The sequence below is a fragment of the Mycolicibacter icosiumassiliensis genome (assembly GCF_900078685.2).
Lineage (GTDB): Bacteria > Actinomycetota > Actinomycetes > Mycobacteriales > Mycobacteriaceae > Mycobacterium > Mycobacterium icosiumassiliensis.
This window is the reverse complement of record NZ_LT546166.1, coordinates 506,299-526,149: the sequence shown is the minus strand read 5'-3', so window position 1 is coordinate 526,149 and position 19,851 is coordinate 506,299. Positions and strand designations below refer to the sequence as shown.

The 19,851-nt window shown below is 67.5% G+C and carries 17 protein-coding genes; 5 read left to right on the top strand and 12 right to left on the bottom strand.

What is annotated here, in order from left to right:
* Positions 1-25: 25 nt before the first annotated feature.
* Together BN4346_RS26150 and BN4346_RS26145 are read left to right on the top strand one after the other, a co-directional pair.
* A complete protein-coding gene (locus BN4346_RS26150; protein ID WP_154677541.1) occupies positions 26-673 on the top strand; it encodes a hypothetical protein in 648 nt (215 codons plus the stop codon).
* Positions 670-1,272: an RES family NAD+ phosphorylase gene (locus tag BN4346_RS26145; RefSeq protein WP_067967872.1), complete on the top strand. Its 603-nt coding sequence runs from the start codon at positions 670-672 to the stop codon at positions 1,270-1,272. The genes BN4346_RS26150 and BN4346_RS26145 overlap by 4 nt, the downstream gene beginning before the upstream one ends.
* On the opposite strand, the gene BN4346_RS26140 is transcribed toward BN4346_RS26145, so the two are convergent.
* Positions 1,217-2,578: an MFS transporter gene (locus BN4346_RS26140; protein ID WP_235653528.1), complete on the bottom strand. Its 1,362-nt coding sequence runs from the start codon at positions 2,576-2,578 to the stop codon at positions 1,217-1,219. The two genes, BN4346_RS26145 and BN4346_RS26140, sit on opposite strands and share 56 nt — an antisense overlap.
* A gap of 104 nt (positions 2,579-2,682) precedes the next feature.
* On the opposite strand from BN4346_RS26140, the gene BN4346_RS26135 reads away from it, so the two are divergent.
* Entirely contained in the window at positions 2,683-3,138 is a 456-nt protein-coding gene (locus BN4346_RS26135; protein ID WP_067967869.1) for a winged helix-turn-helix transcriptional regulator, read from the top strand.
* A gap of 63 nt (positions 3,139-3,201) precedes the next feature.
* On the opposite strand, the gene BN4346_RS26130 is transcribed toward BN4346_RS26135, so the two are convergent.
* The 7 genes from BN4346_RS26130 to BN4346_RS26100 form a co-directional block, all read right to left on the bottom strand.
* Complete coding sequence (locus BN4346_RS26130; protein ID WP_067967865.1) at positions 3,202-3,789, bottom strand: TetR/AcrR family transcriptional regulator; 588 nt, start codon at positions 3,787-3,789, stop codon at positions 3,202-3,204.
* A gap of 3 nt (positions 3,790-3,792) precedes the next feature.
* A complete protein-coding gene (locus BN4346_RS26125) occupies positions 3,793-5,568 on the bottom strand; it encodes an N-acyl-D-amino-acid deacylase family protein (protein ID WP_067967862.1) in 1,776 nt (591 codons plus the stop codon).
* A gap of 63 nt (positions 5,569-5,631) precedes the next feature.
* Positions 5,632-7,209, bottom strand: a complete 1,578-nt coding sequence (purH, locus tag BN4346_RS26120) for a bifunctional phosphoribosylaminoimidazolecarboxamide formyltransferase/IMP cyclohydrolase (RefSeq protein ID WP_067967859.1) — start codon at positions 7,207-7,209, stop codon at positions 5,632-5,634.
* Complete coding sequence (purN, locus tag BN4346_RS26115; RefSeq protein ID WP_067967856.1) at positions 7,206-7,793, bottom strand: phosphoribosylglycinamide formyltransferase; 588 nt, start codon at positions 7,791-7,793, stop codon at positions 7,206-7,208. The genes purH and purN overlap by 4 nt, the downstream gene beginning before the upstream one ends.
* A gap of 116 nt (positions 7,794-7,909) precedes the next feature.
* Entirely contained in the window at positions 7,910-8,380 is a 471-nt protein-coding gene (locus tag BN4346_RS48730; protein WP_235653526.1) for a hypothetical protein, read from the bottom strand.
* A gap of 82 nt (positions 8,381-8,462) precedes the next feature.
* Entirely contained in the window at positions 8,463-9,923 is a 1,461-nt protein-coding gene (locus BN4346_RS26105; RefSeq protein WP_067968141.1) for a cell division protein PerM, read from the bottom strand.
* Positions 9,924-9,968: 45 nt separating this feature from the next.
* Positions 9,969-10,871: a DUF5336 domain-containing protein gene (locus tag BN4346_RS26100; protein WP_067967853.1), complete on the bottom strand. Its 903-nt coding sequence runs from the start codon at positions 10,869-10,871 to the stop codon at positions 9,969-9,971.
* A gap of 156 nt (positions 10,872-11,027) precedes the next feature.
* Here BN4346_RS26100 and BN4346_RS26095 point away from each other — a divergent pair, with 156 nt between their 5' ends.
* Complete coding sequence (locus tag BN4346_RS26095; RefSeq protein WP_067967849.1) at positions 11,028-11,876, top strand: LLM class F420-dependent oxidoreductase; 849 nt, start codon at positions 11,028-11,030, stop codon at positions 11,874-11,876.
* Positions 11,877-11,964: 88 nt separating this feature from the next.
* On the opposite strand, the gene BN4346_RS26090 is transcribed toward BN4346_RS26095, so the two are convergent.
* The 3 genes from BN4346_RS26090 to sucC form a co-directional block, all read right to left on the bottom strand.
* Complete coding sequence (locus tag BN4346_RS26090; RefSeq protein ID WP_067967846.1) at positions 11,965-13,497, bottom strand: acetyl-CoA acetyltransferase; 1,533 nt, start codon at positions 13,495-13,497, stop codon at positions 11,965-11,967.
* An 89-nt stretch (positions 13,498-13,586) separates the two neighbouring features.
* Positions 13,587-14,489, bottom strand: a complete 903-nt coding sequence (gene sucD, locus BN4346_RS26085) for a succinate--CoA ligase subunit alpha (protein WP_067967842.1) — start codon at positions 14,487-14,489, stop codon at positions 13,587-13,589.
* Between the two features lie 3 nt (positions 14,490-14,492).
* Positions 14,493-15,671: an ADP-forming succinate--CoA ligase subunit beta gene (gene sucC, locus BN4346_RS26080; protein ID WP_067967839.1), complete on the bottom strand. Its 1,179-nt coding sequence runs from the start codon at positions 15,669-15,671 to the stop codon at positions 14,493-14,495.
* A gap of 288 nt (positions 15,672-15,959) precedes the next feature.
* Here sucC and BN4346_RS26075 point away from each other — a divergent pair, with 288 nt between their 5' ends.
* Positions 15,960-16,961, top strand: a complete 1,002-nt coding sequence (locus BN4346_RS26075; protein WP_235653525.1) for a M23 family metallopeptidase — start codon at positions 15,960-15,962, stop codon at positions 16,959-16,961.
* A gap of 359 nt (positions 16,962-17,320) precedes the next feature.
* Here the strand turns inward: BN4346_RS26075 and BN4346_RS26065 are convergent, their stop codons facing one another.
* The gene (locus tag BN4346_RS26065) at positions 17,321-19,612 is read right to left on the bottom strand and encodes a UvrD-helicase domain-containing protein (protein ID WP_235653524.1); all 2,292 of its coding nucleotides are present in this window, start codon (positions 19,610-19,612) and stop codon (positions 17,321-17,323) included.
* Positions 19,613-19,851 lie beyond the last annotated feature (239 nt).

Here is a 19,851-nt window from a genome sequence, read left to right as displayed (position 1 = left end):
GTACATATGGCGGTATGATAGCGACATGACTACGACAGGAGTGGGGCTGGAACCGCTACTGGCCCAGGTCAACGCAGCAACCCAACTCCTCGCCACCTCACCCGAGGTGCCACCCGAGGTCGGCGAGCTCATCGACAGCCTCGACTACCGCTTGGGCGCACCCCGGCCGATCGACGCCGACGCCTATCTGACCACCACACTCTGGTCCGCAGCATTCCGTGCCGAAAAAGCCCTGCGCCACGACAATCCAACCGACGCACGCCGCGACGTGCGCCTGGCACTCGAACAGGTCCGCCAGGCCTTACGCGACATCGTCGAGCGCCGCCCCTACGGCGACGACATCCCCATCAGCGACGTACTCGCCGCCACCATGGCCATCATCGACGCACCACAGACCGCCACCGCCGAACTGTTCGGGGTATCAGTCCGCCAGCTACAGCGTTGGCTGGCACCCGGCGGCGCACAACCGGCAGGCATAGACGCCGCCCGCGTCCGGATCGTCGCGCAGATCGCCAACCAGCTGCGCCACACCTTCACGGGACCGGGCGTGCTGGCCTGGTTCACCCGGGTGCACCCTATGCTCGGCCGCGCCCCCATCGACATGCTGACTGACCCGACCGACTACCCCGAGGTCCTCTCAGCGGCCACCGCGGCCCGCGCCATGACGACGTGAAGCTGCACGTTTTCCGACACGCTGCCTACGACACCCCGTGGTGGGCGTTCCCCAGCTCGCGCCCGGGCCGATTCCACCGCGGGCGCCAAGACACCGTGCAATACCTCTGCCTGCACCCGCTCGGCCCTGCCGCCGAAATGCTGCGCCACCAGATCGGCCCCGACGGGGACCCCGACCACCTGATGCTCAACCTGTGGGCCGCAGTCGTCGACGTACCCGGTGTGGTGGCGATCGACTTCGCCAACTGCACCGATCACGGCATCACCCCCGACGAGCTCGTCGGTGAGGACTACGCGCCCACCCAACACCTCGCCGACACCGTCCGCCAGTCCGGTGCGCCGGCCATGATCGTCCCCTCGGCCGCACTCCCGGGAACTCACAATCTGATCGTCTTCGGCCCCCGACTGGCCCACCCCTACCTGCGCCCCGCCCACACGACCGAGGAGGTACCGACCGGGCATCTGACCGACGGCGCCCGAGCGGCCACCGAGGTTGTCCCCCACATCCGCTGGCCCGGCGAATCACACAGTGCCGTTGAACAATTCAAAACCACCGGCCACTACCAGCGGTTCGCCGACCCTCTCCCAACACGCTGGTGAACATGCCTCGGCGCGGCTCTCGTCTATAGCCGCGGGTCAGCGGATGCATCGCTCGATCAATCGTCGTCGGCCCTCGATCGACAGCGGCGCGTTCGGATGAGTCATCCTCAACCTTCCTTCTGCGTCGCGCCGCGCGAACTGATCTGTGACCGGCAGCGTCACGTCGCGTTCTCGTGACCGTGCGCCGGCCGAGCGTCCAGGTGAGCAGTCCACAGAGCGCAAAACTTGCACCGAGAACAGCAGATCCCGCCCACCCTGAAATGGAGTAGATCGTGGTGGTGGCGGTCGCGCCGAGGGCGGAGCCGAGCGAGTAGAAGATCATATAGCCACCGATGGCGCTGCTGGTCTGGTCCGAGTAGGCAGCGGTAAGAAGAGCCTGGTTGCTGACGTGCGCGCCCTGGACCGCGAAGTCCAGGACGATGACACCGACGATCACTAGCCAGAGTGACCAGGTCGCCTGCCCGGACGCGACCCAGGACAGTGCCAGCAGTGCGAGTGCGGTACCGGTCACGGGGTTGGCTCTGCCGGTGTCCGCCCATCGGCCTGCCCGTGCAGCTCCCAGTGCGCCAGCGAGCCCGGCGATTCCGAACATGCCGATTTGGGCCGTGCTCAGCTGCCACGGTTCGGCAGCAAGTGGTAGCGCGAGTCCGCTCCAGAGCGTGCCGAAGGAAGCGAAGAGGAAGAACGCGATCAGCCCGCGCGAGATGAATAACGGCTCGCGGAAGAGGCGCCCGAGCCAGGTCAGCACGTCGCCGTAGGTCCTACGATTCGACCGGTGGTCTGCTGGCAGCTGCTTCAGCACCACGATCGAGAGCACGACGAGCAGCAGCATGAGCGCGACATAGACGCTTCGCCATCCCCACAGGTCGGCGAGGATCCCCGCCAGTGTGCGGGCTCCCAGGATTCCGATGATGACACCGGACGTGACGATTCCGAGCGTGCGACCACGCTCCGTAGGCGTCGATAGGTCGGCAGCGAATACGACGGTGGTCTGTACGACGACGGCGAACAGACCCGTTACGGCGAGACCGATGAGCAGAAGCCACAGCCCAGGAGCGACTGCGGCCACCAGCATGCCGACCGCGGCGAGGAGGAGTTGGCCCCCGATCAGCTTGCGCCGGTCCAGCATGTCTCCCAAGGGGACGAGGAAGGCCAAGCCGACCAGGTAGCCGATCTGTCCAGCTGCCACGATCCATCCCAGGTCAGACTCGGGCACTCCCAAGTCTCGCCCGATCTGCGCGAGCAGGGGCTGGGCGACGTAGATCGTCGCGACGGCGACGGAGCAGACCATCGCGAGCAGGATCATCCTTCGGCCATGCATGAGTCCCACACCTTCTCCAAACAGTAGCAATTTGCAACTGTTTGGATTATGGCAGAATGGTTTCAATCTGCAACTCATCGGGAGCCGTGATGAAGCCAGTCGTGCACGTTGACGACGTGACCTGGACCGACCCCACATGCCCAGTCGCGCGGACGCTCGACCTCGTCGGAGACCGGTGGAGCCTGCTGATCATTCGCGACGCGATGGACAGCGCGCGGTCATTTACCGACTTTCAGCGTCGCACCGGGGTCGCGCGCAACATCCTCACCGACCGGCTTCGTCGCCTCGTCGATCACGGCATCCTCAAGCGAGAGACGGCAATATCCGGACGCCGCCAGATCTATGTACTCACCGACGCGGGCCGCGACCTCTTGACCGTCATCGTGGCCATGCGTCAGTGGGGCGAGCGCCACGCGTTCGCCGACAACGAAGCGCATTCCGTTCTGGTGGACGAGAGCGGCCTCCCTCTGGCCCAACTGCGCCCGACCGACTCTCACGGCAACCGAGTCGACGTCGACTCAACCACTGTCCTACGAAGCAACTAATCGGGGACACTCCTGGGGCGACTGTGCAAGGCCGGACGTCAACAACCTGCCGTCCCACAACACCTAGCTCTGCCCCTGCAGCAAAGCCAGCAGCAGCGGAATACGGTTGGCCTCGATCTCGGGCTGCGGCAGCACGGCGCGCACGATCGCCGCGCCGTCGAAGGTGTTGGTCAGCAGCGCAACCACGTTGGGGAACAGCTCCTCGGGAAATGCGTCGGCACCGGGAAATCCACGGGCGGTGTCATAGATCTTGGCGCCGTATTCGTCCAACACCTCGGCCAGCGTGGTCCGTAGCTTCTCGTCAGTGCGGGCGGCGATCAGCAGCTCGTAGACCACCGCGTTGTTGGAGTTCGCCGTCAGATCACGCAGCAGGGTCAAGACCGCTTCCAGCGTCGAGTCGCCGGCCGGAATCTCCGCCACTTGCTTCGCGATCAGTTCCAGCTGACGTCGCAGCACCTCCTGGGCGGTGGCCGCCATGAAGTCGCCCATCGTGCCGAAGTGGCGGAACAGCGCCCCGTCGGAGACCCCGGCGCGCGCGGCGATCACCTTGGCCGACGCCCGGGCGTAACCGATCTCGGCGATGGTGGCGATGCTGGCATCGAGCAGTGCGGCGACAGTGGTTTCGCGGCGCTCTTGCTGGGTTCTGGCCATGCGCTAGACCGATTGCAGCTCACGGGATCCGGCACGCAGGAAACGGCCGGACTTCACGGTGGTGCCGTAGCCGTCGCAGAACTGCCCGCCCCGGAACACCACAGTGCCGCCCACGCCGGTTGCGACCACCGCGTCGTCGTTGCGGTTGACCATCCGGCTCAGGTCACCGTAGAACGGCACCTTCTCCTCGTGGTAGCCGTCCACGGCGTCGGTCAGGCCCGCCGGGTCGATCACCACGAAGTCCGCGCGGTCGCCTTGGCGCAGCGTGCCGGCGTCGAAACCGAACCAGTCGGCGACCTCGGAGGTCAGCCGGTAGACCGCCCGCTGGACGCTCATGAACGGTCGCCCGGCCGCTTCCGCGTCGCGGACGCGCTTGAGCAGGCGCAGCGAGAAGTTGTAGAAGGCCATGTTGCGCAGGTGCGCTCCAGCGTCGGAGAACCCCATGTGGATCACCGGCTCGTTGGCCAACTTGTCCAGCTGCTTAGGCCGATGGTTGGCGACGATCGTGGTCCAGCGCACGTTGCGTTCGCCGTTGTCCACCAGCACATCCAGGAACGCGTCCAGCGGGTGCAGCCCGCGCTCCTCGGCGATCTGCCCGAAGCTCTTGCCGACCAGGCTCGCATCCGGGCATTCGACGATCACCGCGTCGTGGAAGTCGCGGTGCCACAAGGACGGACCCAGCTTCTTGCGGTCGAAGGCCTTGCGGAACCGGCGGCGGTACTCGGTGTCGGCCAAAAGCGCGTTGCGCTCCAGTTGGTCGCGCAGGTGCAGTGCGGCAGTTCCCGCGCCGAACTCCTCGAACACCGGCAGATCGATTCCGTCGGAATACAACTCGAACGGCACCGGTAGGTGCTGGAACCGCACACTGGAGCCGAGCACGGCGTTGAGCAGTCGGGCGCCCGGGCCGAAGACCCGGACCGCGCCCGGCGCCGACTTGGCGTCGGCGGAGACCAGCAGGCTCATCCGAACCCCGCGCCGCCGGCCGAACATGCCACTGCTGGTCAGGAAGAAGTTCAAGGCCGTCAACGGGTTTCGGACGTCGGGCGCACTCTGCAGCATCCGCCCGCGCTTGCGCAGCACCTTGATCAACCGCCGACGCTCACGCCAGGTGGCAAACGTCGACGGCAACGCCCGGGACCGGAACCGGTCGCCGTCGAGCTTGTCGATGGGGGCATCCATCCCGGACATGCCCAACAGCCCGGCCCGCAGCCCCTCGTCGAGCAGCGCGGCCATCTTCTCCAGCTCGGCATCGGTGGGGACGACGCCGTCGGTGGTGGCACGGTCCAGCCCGAGCACCGCGGTCCGCAGATCCGAGTGGCCGAGCATGGAGCTGATGTTGGGCCCGAGCGGCAACTCCTCGAGGGCGCGCACGTACTCGGCGGGCGTGGACCAGGTCTTCTTGGACTGCAGCGCGTCCAGCACGAACTGGCGCGGGACCGCCTCGACGCGGCTGAACAGGTCGGCGGCGTCCTCGGACTCGGCGTACACCGTCGACAGCGAGCAGTTGCCCAGCAGCACCGTGGTGACGCCGTGGCGCACCGATTCCCGCAGGCCCGGGTCCAGCAGAACCTCGGCGTCGTAGTGGGTGTGCACGTCGATGAAGCCCGGGAGCACCCACTTGCCGGCCGCGTCGATCACCTCTGGGCAGCCGGTCTCATCCAGCTCCCCGGCGACGATGTCGGCGACGACACCGTCGCGGATGCCCAGGGTACGGACCTGCGGGGCGTTGCCCAGGCCGTCGAACCACAGTCCGTTGCGGATGATCAGGTCATAGCCCACTACGGCACTCCTAACTCAGGGGTTGAGTTAGATGGTGAGTGCTTGCAATCTTTTTGTCAAGGGCTAGTGCGCGAAGTGCCGTGCCCCGGTCAGGTACAGCGTGACCCCGGCCTCGGCCGCCGCCGCGGTCACCTCGTCGTCGCGCACCGAGCCGCCCGGGTGCACGATCGCCTTCACCCCGGCCGCGGTCAGCGTCTGCAGCCCGTCGGGGAACGGGAAGAACGCGTCGGAGGCCGCCACCGCACCGGCCACCCGCTCGCCACCGCGCTCCACCGCCAGCCGGGCCGCGTCGACCCGGTTGACCTGGCCCATGCCCACGCCGATGGTGGCGCCGTCGCCGGCGACCACGATCGCGTTGGACTTGACCGCACGGCAGGCCCGCCAGGCGAAGACCAGGTCAGCCAGCGTGGCCGGATCGGCCGGTGCCCCGGTGGCCAGCGTCCAGTTCGCCGGGTTGTCGCCCGCAGCGTCGAGGCCGTCGCGGCTCTGCATCAACAGCCCACCGCTGATCTGGCGCCATTCGGTGCCGCCGCGCAACGGCTCGGAGGCCAACAGCACCCGGATGTTCTTCTTGCGCGACAAGATCTCGACGGCACCGGCTTCGTAGGCCGGCGCAACGATCACCTCGGTGAAGATGGTGCTGACGTACTCCGCCATCTCCACGCTGACCTCGGTGTTAGCCGCGATGACGCCGCCGAACGCGCTCAACGGGTCGCACTCGTGCGCCTTACGGTGGGCCTCGGCCACCGAGGTAGCCGAGACCGCGATGCCGCACGGGTTAGCGTGCTTGATGATGGCTACGCACGTCTCTTCGTGATCGAACGCCGCCCGCCACGCGGCGTCCGCATCGGTGAAGTTGTTGTAGGACATCTCTTTTCCGTGCAGCTGCTCGGCCTGAGCCAAGCCCGGCCAGGCACCGGCGTCACAGTAGAGAGCGGCCTGCTGATGCGGGTTCTCGCCGTAGCGCAGCTGCGCGGCACGGCGGTAGGTGCGCCCGTACCATTCCGGCAACGCGTGACGCGGCTCTCCGGCCTGTTCGAAGGGTGCCAGCGTCGACGACATCCAGCTGGCGACCGCGACGTCATATTCGGCCGTGTGCCGGAATGCCAGGGACGCCAAGCGCTTCCGCTCTTGGAGGGTGAAGCCGCCGGCGTTGACCGCGGCCAGCACACCGTCGTAGCCGAGCGGATCGACCACCACGGCGACGCTGGGGTGGTTCTTAGCGGCCGCCCGGATCATCGAGGGCCCGCCAATGTCGATCTGCTCGACGCATTCATCCTCGCCGGCACCGGAATCCACCGTCTCGCTGAACGGGTACAGGTTGACCACCACCAGCTCGAACGCGGCGATCTCCAGCTCATCAAGCGCCGCGGCGTGCTCGGACTTGCGCAGGTCGGCCAGCAGCCCGGCGTGCACCCGGGGGTGCAGAGTCTTGACCCGGCCGTCGAGCACCTCCGGGAAGCCGGTCACCTGCTCCACCGGCGTCACCGGAATACCCTTGGCCGCAATCGACTTGGCGGTCGATCCGGTGGAGACGATATCCACGCCGGCGGCGTGCAGGCCGGCGGCCAGGTCGACCAGTCCGGTCTTGTCGTAGACGCTGATCAACGCCCGACGAATCGGTCGCTTGCCGTCGGTCATCCTAGGGTTGCCTTTCGTCCGTTCCAGGTCACGCCGCCGGTCGCCAATGCGGCCAGCACGTCAACTAAGAGCTTGCGCTCCACTTTCTTGATGCGTTCATGCAACGAGTCTTCGTCGTCACCGTCGAGCACGGCGACGGGTTCCTGGGCCAGCACCGGGCCGGTGTCGGTTCCGGCGTCCACCAGGTGCACGGTGCAGCCGGTGACCTTGACCCCGTAGGCCAACGCCTCGGGCACCGCGTGCGCTCCCGGGAAAGCGGGCAGCAGCGCCGGATGGGTGTTGACGGTGCGCCCCAGAAACCGGGACAGGAAGTGCGAGCCCAGGATCTTCATGAAGCCCGCCGAGACCACCAGGTCCGGACTGTGAGCCGCGGTAGCCTCGGTCAGCGCCAGATCCCATGCCGCCCGGTTCGGGTAGTCGCCCACCCGGACGGTGAACACCGGTAACCCCGCCGCCGCGGCAACCTCCACCGCGCGGCAGTCCCGGTCGGTACCGACGGCGACCACCCGCGCGGGGTAGTCGCCTACCGCTGCGGCCAGCAACGACTCGAGCAGCGACCCGGTGCCCGAAGCCAGCACCACCATTCGAGCGGGGGCGCTGGGGGCCACATGGATCGGTTGCACGGTGACTGAGCCTAACGCGGTGATCGCGAGTCCGGCGAAGCCGGGCGCCGCGGGTCACCGCCGCAACACCAGCAAGTTCAGGCGGAGCGCTGCGCTCGATCCCGTGCCACCCGAAGGGCGGCCGCCACGCCGTCGGTCCAAATCTCGGCCATGTCCCAGGTGACCTCGGGATGACCGATCGGCTGGGTCATCTTGCCGAGCTTGCTGACCCTCCCGTACGCCAGGTCCTGAAAGTCGGGGTCGTCCAACTCGGGGAACTCGTCGTATTCACTGCAGAACCCCGCGCCCTCCAGCTCGTAGTACAGGGACACCGCCAGGTCATCGGTCAACCCGCAGGCGGGCGATGGCTCGATCATCTGCATCCCGGCCTCGACGCCGTCCGTCCAGATCAGGGCCACCACGTCGAGCACCCGCTCATGACCCGGCGGCAGGATCAGCCCGGTCAGCATTTTGGCCCGGGCGCCCGCCAGCATTTGCAGGCTCCGCCGCCTCGGCACGCCAGATGGGACGCTCTTGCCGGCGGTCTCGGTGCTCGCGACGTCGGTCATGTCGTCCCCTTGAAGTCGGACGGTCAGCACTACCCATCCGATCAGCCCGAGGACACATATATAAGGGACCGAAGTCCTCTATTTAGCGGTCATATCCGTCGTCGTCGGTGTACATCAGGTCTTCGGGGTCTTCCAGCGGGCCCGGCGGCTGGGTCGGCGCGTGCGACCGGAACGTTCGCGGCGGCTCGGGTTCTGGCGTCCAATTCAACTCGCCGTCGTCGGTGAACTCGTCTGATTGGAAGCCCGGTTCGAAGTCGGCGTCGAACAGCTCGTCGGCTTCGAAGGGCTCCCCGGCCGCTGCGAGGTCCTCGGGATCGACGTCCACGATGGGCGCCGGACCCGGTTCGGGGACCCCTTCGGACTCCGCGGGCCGCTCCGGCGCGGGCGGCAGCACACGCTGAGGTCCGACCGCCGCATCAGCGCGGACCCCGCCGATCATCACCACCGTCAGCGCTCCGATCGAGGCGAACCAGCCGAACACCGCGGGACCGAACGTCAGCTGATCCACCCCGACGTCACCGAAGTTGCCCAGTCGTCCCCCGCCGGCCAAGCCGAGTAGGGCCATCGCGACCGCCGCGATGAAGGCCGCCACCGCGACCTTGGCCAGCGCCGGAAGCAGCGGTAGCGGCCGGCGGGCACACTGCTGCCCGACGGCCACTCCAGCCGCCGCCCCGATGATCAGCAGCGCCACCCATGCCGGACCCAACGGTGGGGTGGGCGCCGCAGCCAGGATCGGCAGCGCGGGGATGTCGCCGCCGAGGACGGTGAAAGCGCTGAACAGCGCGGGGCCGATGTGTGCACTCGAACCGACCGCCATCGCCGTCGCACCTACCAGGACATTGGGCACATACAGCACCGCCAGCAGGGTCAGGCTGAGCTGGCCGAACAGTGAATCGGTGATCGCGTAGAGCTCGTGCATGGTCCCCCAGTGCCAGACCAGGGACAGCACCGTTACCACCCCGGCCAGGCCGAACAGCGCCAGCATGCCGGTGATCGCGGCTCGCACCGAATCCGCCAGCCAATCCGGCAGCCGGGCCTCCACCAGCGCCCGCCGGCCCACCCGCGTCCCCACGCCCAGCGCCGCACCGATCGCATGCACCACAAAGACGTGCGCGAAGGCACTCAGGGCAAGCGGGGTCTGCAGTTCGGTGATGACCGAAGCCGCGTCGTGGATGACCGCCAGGGAGACCGCCGCGATCAACAGTGGGCCGCCCACCGCGGAGGCCACGATCCAGCGGATCACGAACCATGAGGCGCCGCGGGCGGTGGCCTGCGCGGTGGTTCGTGCCGTTCCGGCCACCATCAGCAGCACCGGCAGCAGCGGCAGTGCACCCAGGTCACGACCACCGATCGAGATCGGCACCTGGTGCACGCCCAGCCACATGCTGGCGATGGCACCCGAGGCCCCAGTCATGTCGCTGTTGGCGATCAGCAACTGCAGCAGCGTCACCGCTGCGATGACCGTCAACGCCACGACGGACGGGCCGAATGCGACCCGTACCAGGTCGCGGGTCGGATTCGAGCCTGGTTTGCCGCCGGTCACCGATGTCACGCTACGAGCACGTTCAACTCGGCGCGCGGGCGCGGGTTAGGGCTGCGCCGGCCCCGACGAGGCGGAGCCGCCCTGCGACTGCTGGCCACCCGTCGAGCTCTGATCCGAACCGGCCGCGCTGTGGCCACCGGTCGACGCGCTTCCCGACCCACCCGACGACGGCGAGTTGTAGGAGGGGAATCCGGTCGGCGGGGTCGGCGGCCCCTGCTGCGCCGCCTGCTGTGCGCCGGAGCCGTAAGCGCCCGTCGAAGGGGAGGACGGTGCCTGCTGCGCGCCGAACCCGCCACTGGACGGTGCAGACGGGTAGCTGCCGTACGACGACGGGTAGCCAGGCTGCTGCTGGCCCTGATGGCTCTGGTGGCCCTGGCTGCCGTAGCCCTGCTGGCCGGGCTGACCGTAGTAGTTACCGCCCGGCGGCAGGCCGTACTGGGCGTAGGGGTCGTATTTGGGACGCGGCACCGGCGCGGTCACCACGCCCGCCTCCAGCAGCAGCGATCCGACCGCGGCGGTGGCCTGCAAAACGCTGAAGATCAGGATCAGCCATAGCCCCCAACCGATGGTGTAACTACCACTGGCATCGGCGGTGGTCGAAATGGCCAGCAGCGCACCCAGCGTCGAGACCACGGCGACCACTGCCGCGTAGCCCTTCGTCTTGGGCAGCAAACCCGCCCCGGCCAGCAGTGCGGCCAGCACCGCCAGCGGAACGGTGTGGCCGGCGTCGCTGAGGATCAGCGGGTAGTCAACGTCGGTGATCGTCACGATCGGCCCGAAGTTCGCCAGGTAGACGCCCAGCCCCAACGCAACGACCGCTATCCGCAGGTACTGCGGCAATTTGCTCTCGGCATCGCCGCCTGTTTTCGCGAACGACGGGGTCGACGGTCCATAGGAGCCTGATGGTTGAGAAGGTTGGAAGCCGGGATTCCCGGGCGAGTAGGTCATGACCTCTCCTGTGCTTGTGGGCATGGCGCTTCTGGGCGGTGCGGCGCTCTTCGACCATCCACGCTAGCGCACTTGCGGGCCTAGTCGCTGGGTCAACACTGCGCGACAAGGACCCCCCCGTTGCCGGCCGAACAGGAACACGTTCTAATCGGGGATATGGATTACGGGCTCGTGCTATTCACCAGTGACCGTGGAATCAACCCGGCAGCGGCCGCCAAACTCGCCGATGATCACGGCTTCACCACCTTCTATGTACCGGAGCACACACACATTCCGGTAAAGCGAGAGGCCGCTCACCCGACCACCGGGGACGAGTCGCTGCCCGATGATCGTTATATGCGCACCCTGGACCCGTGGGTCAGCCTGGGAGCCGCATGCGCGGTGACCTCGCGGGTGCGACTGTCGACTGCGGTGGCGCTGCCGGTCGAACATGATCCGATCACGCTGGCGAAGTCGATCGCCACGCTGGATCACCTCTCCGGCGGGCGGGTCAGCCTGGGCGTTGGATTCGGTTGGAACACCGACGAACTGGCCGATCACGGCGTCCCGGCCGGCCGGCGGCGCACCATGCTTCGGGAGTACCTGGAGGCGATGCGGGCACTGTGGACCCAGGAGGAAGCGTCTTTCGAAGGCGAGTTCGTGAACTTCGGCCCGAGCTGGGCTTGGCCCAAGCCGGCACAGTCGCACATTCCGGTGCTGGTCGGTGCGGCCGGGACCGAGAAGAATTTCAAGTGGATCGCCCGCAGTGCCGACGGTTGGATCACCACGCCGCGTGACTTCGACATCGATGCGCCGGTCAAGCTGCTGCAGGACACCTGGGCGGCCGCCGGTCGCGACGGCGCACCGCAGATCGTGGCGCTGGACTTCAAGCCGGTTCCCGAGAAGCTGGCGCACTGGGCCGAGTTGGGTGTCACCGAGACGCTGTTCGGGTTGCCGGACCGCTCCGAGTCCGAGGTGGCGGCTTACGTGGAACGCCTGGCCGCCAAGCTGGGGCTCAGCGCCTAGGCGAGGCCCCCAACCGCGCGAAAGTGCGTGTTTGCCCAGTGACACGCCAGTTGTGCTGGCATTTTGCGCACCCTCGCGGCCGGGTGGCTCAGCGCGAGGAGCAGCGGTTGCCGTAGTCGAAGGCGTGCACCGTCACCGGAGCGCCCAGCGGGTCGCCGTCGGACAGCAGGGCCACCAGGTCGTCGTCTTCGGTGGTCGCCAGGAACCGGGTGCCGTCGGCGTCCAGTCGGCCGATGATGATCCCGGTCCGGGTCTCCCAGTCGTAGCGGACGCTGTAGGTCTCGATGGTGCCCGGGCCCTGGGCACTCTCGGTGACCGGCACCGCGGGTGCAGTATCGGCCTGCGCCTGCAGTTCGGCACTGCGATCTGCCGTCCACGGCACCGCAGTGGTCGAGTACACCCCGGCCGCGTACTTGCTCATCATGCCGCCGTTGGCGCCGACGAACGCGAATTGTCCTGGGACACTTCGCGCTGAGGCGACGGCCTCGGCGATCGCGTGCATCGAATAGTTGTTGCCGGCGCCGCCGAAGAAGGGCAGCCCGCCGGTCAGGGTCAGGCCGCGCGGGTCATCGGCAGACAGGCCGAAGGCGTCGCAGATGGCGAACACCGGGACCGGGAAGCAGCTGTAGAGGTCCATGGCCGCGACGTCGTCGAAGCCGATCCCGGCCATCTCGAGCGCCTCAGTGGTGGCCGTGATGGCCGCCGGGTAGGCACTCAGGTCAGGCCGCTCCAGCAGCCGCTGAGCCCGCAGGTCGGCATGACCGTGCAGATACACCCAGCGGTCTTCGGGCACGCCCAGGCGGCCGGCGGCCTCCACCGACATCACCAGCACCGCGGCACCCTGATTGACCTGGTCGCGCGCCACCAGCAGCCGCGGGTAAGGGTCGCAGATCATCCGGTTGCCGGCGCTGATCGTGGCCAGTTCGTCGACCGACCGCTCCACCGGCGAGGCCGAGAACGGGTTCTTGGCGGCGATCTTGGTCATCGGCGCGAACAGCTCGGCCATCGCCTGCAGGTAGTCGGCCGTGCTCAGGCCCAGCCGGGCACGCCGGGCGTTCTCCAGCAGACCGTACTGAACCGGAGCGCCGGTCAGCCCATGGATGACGGTGTAGCGCTCGACGAACTCCTCCAGGCCGAAGCCGCGGTCTTCGAGCTGCCCGTCGATGGTCTCGGTGAAGTCCGGCTTGTTGTCGGCCTTGGCGAAGTGGCGCAGCGTCGAGGTTGCGTCGGATCCGCACAGCAGCACCACGTCGGCGGTGCCGGCCACGATCTCGCCGGCGAACTCGGTGAGCAGCTTCTGCGGCCCCTGACCGCCCACCTTGTCCAGCACCGCTCGACCCGGCTCCGCGCCGATCAGGTGCGCAACGGACCGCGGGAAGTTATTCGACTTGCCCAGTGGGGCGGGGGCTTTCGGAATGGAGATTTCGAACTGGCGGGTGGCCACCACCGCGTCGATGGCCGCGGCGACCTGCTCGGCACTGGCCCCGCAGTCGGCCAACGCCGCCCGAGCGGCGGCTGCGGCCAGCTCCACCGGCGACAGCGCGCGGTAGTCGGCGTCGTCGATGCGCTCGGCGGCCTGGCCGACACCGACGACGACGGGAGTGCGGGGATCGATGCTCATGTGCTCACCCTTCTATAGCGAGCAGACGCAAAAGTGCCGCTTTTCGGGCTGAAAAGGGCACCTTTGCGTCTGCTCGCGCCAAGAAACAGCTACAGGCTCTCGAGGATCTGTCGAGCCAGGGCCGCGGTGGCCGACGGGGTCTTGCCCACCTTCACACCGGCGGCCTCCAGGGCCTCCTGCTTGGCGGCCGCGGTGCCCGAGGAGCCGGACACGATGGCGCCGGCGTGGCCCATGGTCTTGCCCTCCGGAGCGGTGAACCCCGCCACGTAGCCGACGACCGGCTTGCTGACGTTGGCCTTGATGTAGGCCGCGGCCCGCTCCTCGGCGTCGCCGCCAATCTCGCCGATCATCACGATGACCTTGGTGTTCGGGTCCTTCTCGAACGCCTCGATGGCGTCGATGTGGGTGGTGCCGATCACCGGGTCGCCGCCGATACCGATGGCGGTGGAGAAGCCGAAGTCCCGCAGCTCGTACATCATCTGGTAGGTCAGGGTGCCCGACTTCGACACCAGACCGATCGGGCCGGTGCCCGAGATGTTGGCCGGGGTGATGCCGACCAGGCACTCGCCCGGGGTGATGATGCCGGGGCAGTTCGGCCCGATGATCCGGGTCTTCTCACCCTTGTCCACGTTGTAGGCCCACGCGTAGGCGCTGTCCTGCACCGGGATGCCCTCGGTGATGACGACCAGCAGGCCGATCTCGGCGTCGATGGCCTCGATCATCGCGTCCTTGGAGAAGGCCGGCGGCACGAAGGCGATCGACACGTCAGCGCCGGTCTCCTTCATGGCCTCGGCGACACTGCCGAACACCGGCAGCTCGACGTCGGCGCCGTCCTTATCCTTGTGCGACACCGTGGTGCCGGCCTTGCGGGCGTTGACGCCGCCGACGATCTGGGTGCCGGCAGCCAGCATCCGTGCGGTGTGCTTGGTCGCCTCGGCACCGGTGATGCCCTGGACGATGACCTTGCTGTCCTTGTTGACGAAGATCGACATGACTTATGCGTCCTTTCCGGCTGCGAAAGCCAGCTCAGCAGCCTTGTCGGCGGCCTCGTCCATGGTGGCAACGACGGTCACCAGCGGGTGGTTGGCCTCGGCCAGGATCGCCCGGCCCTCCTCGACGTTGTTGCCGTCCAGGCGCACCACCAGCGGCTTGGTCGCAGCGTCACCGAGGATCCCCAGCGCCGAAACGATGCCGTTGGCCACCGCGTCGCAGGCGGTGATCCCGCCGAACACGTTGACGAACACGCTCTTGACCTGCTTGTCACCCAGGATGACGTCCAGGCCGGCGGCCATCACCTCGGCGGAGGCGCCGCCCCCGATGTCGAGGAAGTTGGCCGGCTTCACGCCGCCGTGCTTCTCACCGGCGTAGGCGGTGACGTCCAGGGTCGACATGACCAGGCCGGCGCCGTTACCGATGATGCCGACCTCACCGTCAAGCTTGACGTAGTTCAGGTCGTGCTCTTTGGCCTTGATCTCCAGCGGGTCGGTGGCGTCCAAGTCGGCGAACTCGGCGTGGCCGGGCTGACGGAACTCAGCGTTGCCGTCCAGGGTGACCTTGCCGTCCAGTGCCAGGATCTGGTCGTTGGGGGTGCGCACCAGCGGGTTGACCTCGACCAGGGTGGCGTCTTCGGCGACGAAGACCTCCCACAGCTTCGCGATGGTCACCGCGGCGGCGTCGAGCACCTCGGCGGGCAGGTGGCCCTGCTCGGCGATCGAGCGGGCGAACGCCAGGTCGACACCCTTGACGGCGTCCACGGGCACCTTGGCCAGCCGCTCCGGCTTGGTGGCGGCGACCTCTTCGATCTCCATACCGCCCTCGACCGAGCACATGGCCAGGTAGGTGCGGTTGGAGCGGTCGAGCAGGAAGGAGATGTAGTACTCCTCGGCGATGTCGCTCGCCTCGGCTACCAGCAGCTTCTTGACAACGTGGCCTTTGATGTCCAGACCGAGGATGTTCTGCGCGTGGGTGAACGCGTCCTCCGGGGTGGCGGCGTACTTGACGCCACCGGCCTTACCGCGACCGCCGACCTTGACCTGCGCCTTCACCATGACCGGGCGACCGATCTCGGTGGCGATGGCCTTGGCGTCCTCAGCCGAGGTGGTTACCCGACCGGGGGTGGTGGGCACGTTGTGCTTGGCGAACAGCTCCTTCGCCTGATACTCGAAAAGATCCATGGGCTCACTGTCTTATTGCGGGTCGCCGGCAAGCCGGCGCTGTCGGATTGTGAGAGATTTAGCTCCCGAGGCACTGTATCGAGAGTGCGGCGGGGTTCCCTCCTCGCCTACCACTGCTGTGGCACATCTCACCGCCAGAAAAACGTGATTCGTTTCACATTAATGACGGGATTTGGCCGATAGCTTGCCACGCCCCAGGGCGAGTGGTTACCGTCACCAGGTCCAGGTCTTTATAACGTTCTGATCACGACCAGAGGAACTTCCAGACTGATGCAGCACGGTGCACCGATGCGTCCGATTTCCGGCGAGGCTCTCCCTCGACGTCGAAACGGCACCACGGTCGCTGCGACCCGACCTTCGGCACCCAGTCCCTCCGAGGTCACCGACATCATTCCGTTCAACGAGTTCGGCTGGCCTGAGGATGCCTTCAGCGAAGACACCTTCGACGAAGCCTCCGACGTGCTGCTGGCCCCCGAGCTGGACGACATGACCGACACCGACAACATGCCAGTGCTGCAGCTGGCATTCCCCCGCGGTGGCTACCCGGCCAGCTACTACCACCCGCACCAAGCGGCCCCGCTGCCCGTGCGCCGCGGGAAGCACCGCAGCCAACCGGCCAGTGCCGTCAAGAGTCGCGTGATGATCGCGGCGATGGCTGCCGGTGCTGCTGCTGCCGCCGCACACGCGGCCACCCACCAGTCCGGCGACACCGTCGCCCGGCCCGCCGTACTGGCGGCCAGCAAGACCACGCTGAACGACGGCACCACCACCACTTCCAGCCACGGCCTGCAGATGATCACGGTCAAGGCCGCGGCCAACGTCGTCGTGCACAACGAGGAGCTGGCCAAGGGCGTGGCGTTCGCGCAGGAGCGCGCCGAGCGGGAAGCCCGGCTGCAGCGCCCGCTGTTCGTCGCCCCCACGCAGGGCGCGTTCACCTCGAACTTCGGCTACCGGTGGGGCGTGCTGCACGCCGGCATCGACATCGCCAACGCCATCGGCACCCCGATCCTGGCGGCTTCCGACGGCGTGGTGATCGAGTCGGGTGCCAGCGCCGGTTACGGCATGTTGGTCAAGCTGCGCCACTCCGACGGCACCGTGACCCTCTACGGCCACATCAACCGGTCGCTGGTCAGCGTCGGTGAGCGCGTGATGGCGGGCGACCAGATCGCCGAGATGGGCAATCGCGGCTACTCGACCGGCCCGCATCTGCACTTCGAGGTGCTGCAGAACGGCACCAACCGGATTGACCCGGCGTCCTGGCTCGCCAAGCGCGGCATCAACTTCGCCTAATCTGGACAGGGTGAGCAACCGCCACCATCCACCTACCGGCGCCAGTCCTTTCGGACCCGCCGATCCGGCGAGTTCTCCCAGCCGCATCATCCGTCGGGCACCCACCGGCGCCATCCCGATCGTCACCGGCTCTGGGCGGATACCGCCATCCATCCAGCCCACTCCGGCGGCACTGCCGGCGCGATACCCGTCGGCCGGTGTCGCGATCAGCGCCTGCGTGCTGGCTCTCGTCGGTTGCTGGGCCACCTCGGTGGTGTCCACCGACCTGATCGCCAGCTGGTGGCACACCGATCGGCTGTTCTGCGTCGCGGTGGGCTTCTTGAGTCTGGTTTTCGCCGGGACGACGCTGTCCGGCGTGATCATGCTGCTGCTGCGACGTCCAGTCGGCCGCCACCTGATCGCGGTCGGCGCGGTGGTCGCCCTGCTGACCTTCGGCAGTCTGTTCCTGTGTCACGCGTTACCCGGTCCCCCGGCGCCAACACCAGCAACGGCCGGTTGCCCGATCGGCTCGGTGCCGGCTTTGCCTGTCTGGGGGTGCCGTACCGGCCGGCGCCGCTGACCGGTGCGCTCGGTGAGGCGGTGACGTCGGTCCGTCGCCAGTCGATGAGCTGCTGCGGGATCTCCCGCAGGAATCGCGATTCCGGGTTCAGCATGGGCTGTCCCCACGACGAACGCACCTTGGCCCGGCTCAGGTACAGCCGTTGCCGCGCCCGAGTCAGGCCGACGTAGGCCAGCCGGCGTTCCTCGGACAGCTCGCGGGCGTCCCCCAGCGAGCGCATGTGCGGGAACATGCCGTCCTCCCAGCCGACGACGAACACCATCGGGAACTCCAGCCCCTTGGCGGTGTGCAACGTCATCAGGGTGACCATGCCCGACCCGTGTTCGGGGATCTCGTCGGTGTCGGCGATCAGCGAGACCCGCTCCAAGAACGCCGCCAGCACCCCGACGTCCGGCACGTCCTCTTCCTCGAGGGTGCCGTCCTGGTCGGCGAGCGCGTTGGCCCGATCGATGCTGAATTCGTGTGCGACGCTGACGAGTTCGTTGATGTTGTCTAGCCGGGCCAGGTCCTGCGGGTCGGTCGAGGTCTCCAGCTCGGCGCGGTAGCCGGTGCGGTCCAACACCATCTCCACCAGACCGCCCAGGTCGTCCCCGCACGTGTTGAGGTGCGCCCGCAGCTCGTCGAGCATCGCGACAAAGGCAGCGATCGCATTCTGCGAGCGGCTGTTGAGCATCGCGACGCCGCCGTCAGCGGCCGCCGTCAGCGCGGCCGCGAATCCGGTGCCGGTGTTCTCGGCGTGCACCGACACGCACGCCTCAGCCCGGTCGCCGATACCCCGGCGCGGCGTGTTGAGGATGCGCCGCAGGCTCACCGCATCGCCGGGATTGTCCAGCACGCGAAGGTAGGCGATGATGTCGCGAATCTCTTTGCGTTCGTAGAAGCGCACTCCGCCAACGACTTTGTACGGGATGCCGCTGCGGATGAACACCTCTTCCAGCGAACGCGACGCATTGTTGGTGCGGTAGAACACCGCGACATCGCTGTAGTTGACCGCGCCGGAGTCGGTCAGGGCGTCGATCTCCTGGGCGACGAAACGTGCCTCGTCGTGCTCGTTGTCGGCGACGTAGCCGACGATCAGTTCGCCGTCACCGGCGTCGGTCCACAGCCGCTTCTCACGACGCCCCGAATTGAAGGCGATCACCGCGTTGGCTGCCGACAGGATGTTCTGGGTGGAGCGGTAGTTCTGCTCCAGCAGGATGGTGGTCGCGTCGGGGTAGTCGCGTTCGAAATCCTCGATGTTGCGAATGGTGGCGCCGCGGAACGCGTAGATCGACTGATCGGCGTCACCGACCACGCACAACTCCGCCGGCGGCAAGTCGTCGGCGGGATCGCCCTGGGCGGAGTGGCCCGCCAGTTCGCGCACCAGCATGTACTGCGCATGGTTGGTGTCCTGGTATTCGTCGACCAGGATGTGCCGGAACCGGCGCCGATAGTGCTGGGCGATCTCCGGGAAGGCCTGCAGAATCGCGACCGTCTCCCCGATCAGGTCATCGAAGTCCAGTGCGTTGGCCGAGCGCAGCCGCCGCTGATACTCCGTGTAGACCGCAGCCACCACCCGACTGAGGTCGTCGGAATCCTCGGTGAGCTCGGCCAGGGCCCGGTCGGCGTCGATCAGTTCGTTCTTCAGGTTGGAGATGGCATTGGCCAGCAGTCGCGGTGAGTGCCGCTTGACGTCGAGCCCCATGTCACGGCCGATCATCAGCAGCAGGCGCCGCGAGTCGTCGGCGTCATAGATCGAGAAGTTGGAATTCAGGCCAGGTACCACCGAGGCCTGGTTGCGCAGGATCCGTACGCACGTGGAGTGAAAGGTCGACACCCACATCGCCCGGGCGCGGGGGCCGACCAGGCTCGACACCCGCTCGCGCATCTCTGCCGCGGCCTTGTTGGTGAAGGTGATCGCCAGCACCTGGCCCACCCCTACGTCACGGGCGGCCAACAGATAGGCGATTCGCCGGGTGAGCACGGCGGTTTTCCCCGAGCCGGCCCCGGCCACGATCAGCAACGGAGTGCCCTCGTGCAGGACGGCCCGGCGCTGCTGCGGGTTGAGCCCCTCGAGGAGGTGATCGGTCTGCGTACTGGCGTGCACGGTCATAACGCCCCCCAACGTACCGCCGCCCGGGGACAGTCTTTGCGCTGGCACGGCCCTTAGTGGCAGACTCGGTGCGTGCTCGACATGCAGCGTCGATTTTGCTTTTCCAATTCCTACGGGCAGTGGTACGCGGAGCCCGTGGTTTAGCTGCAACGCCAAGCCCCGCGGTCCGCATCGCCGACCCGGGGCTCGTCTGTTGTGTGAGGCCGGATCGCCGATGGGACCAGAAACCACCAACAGCG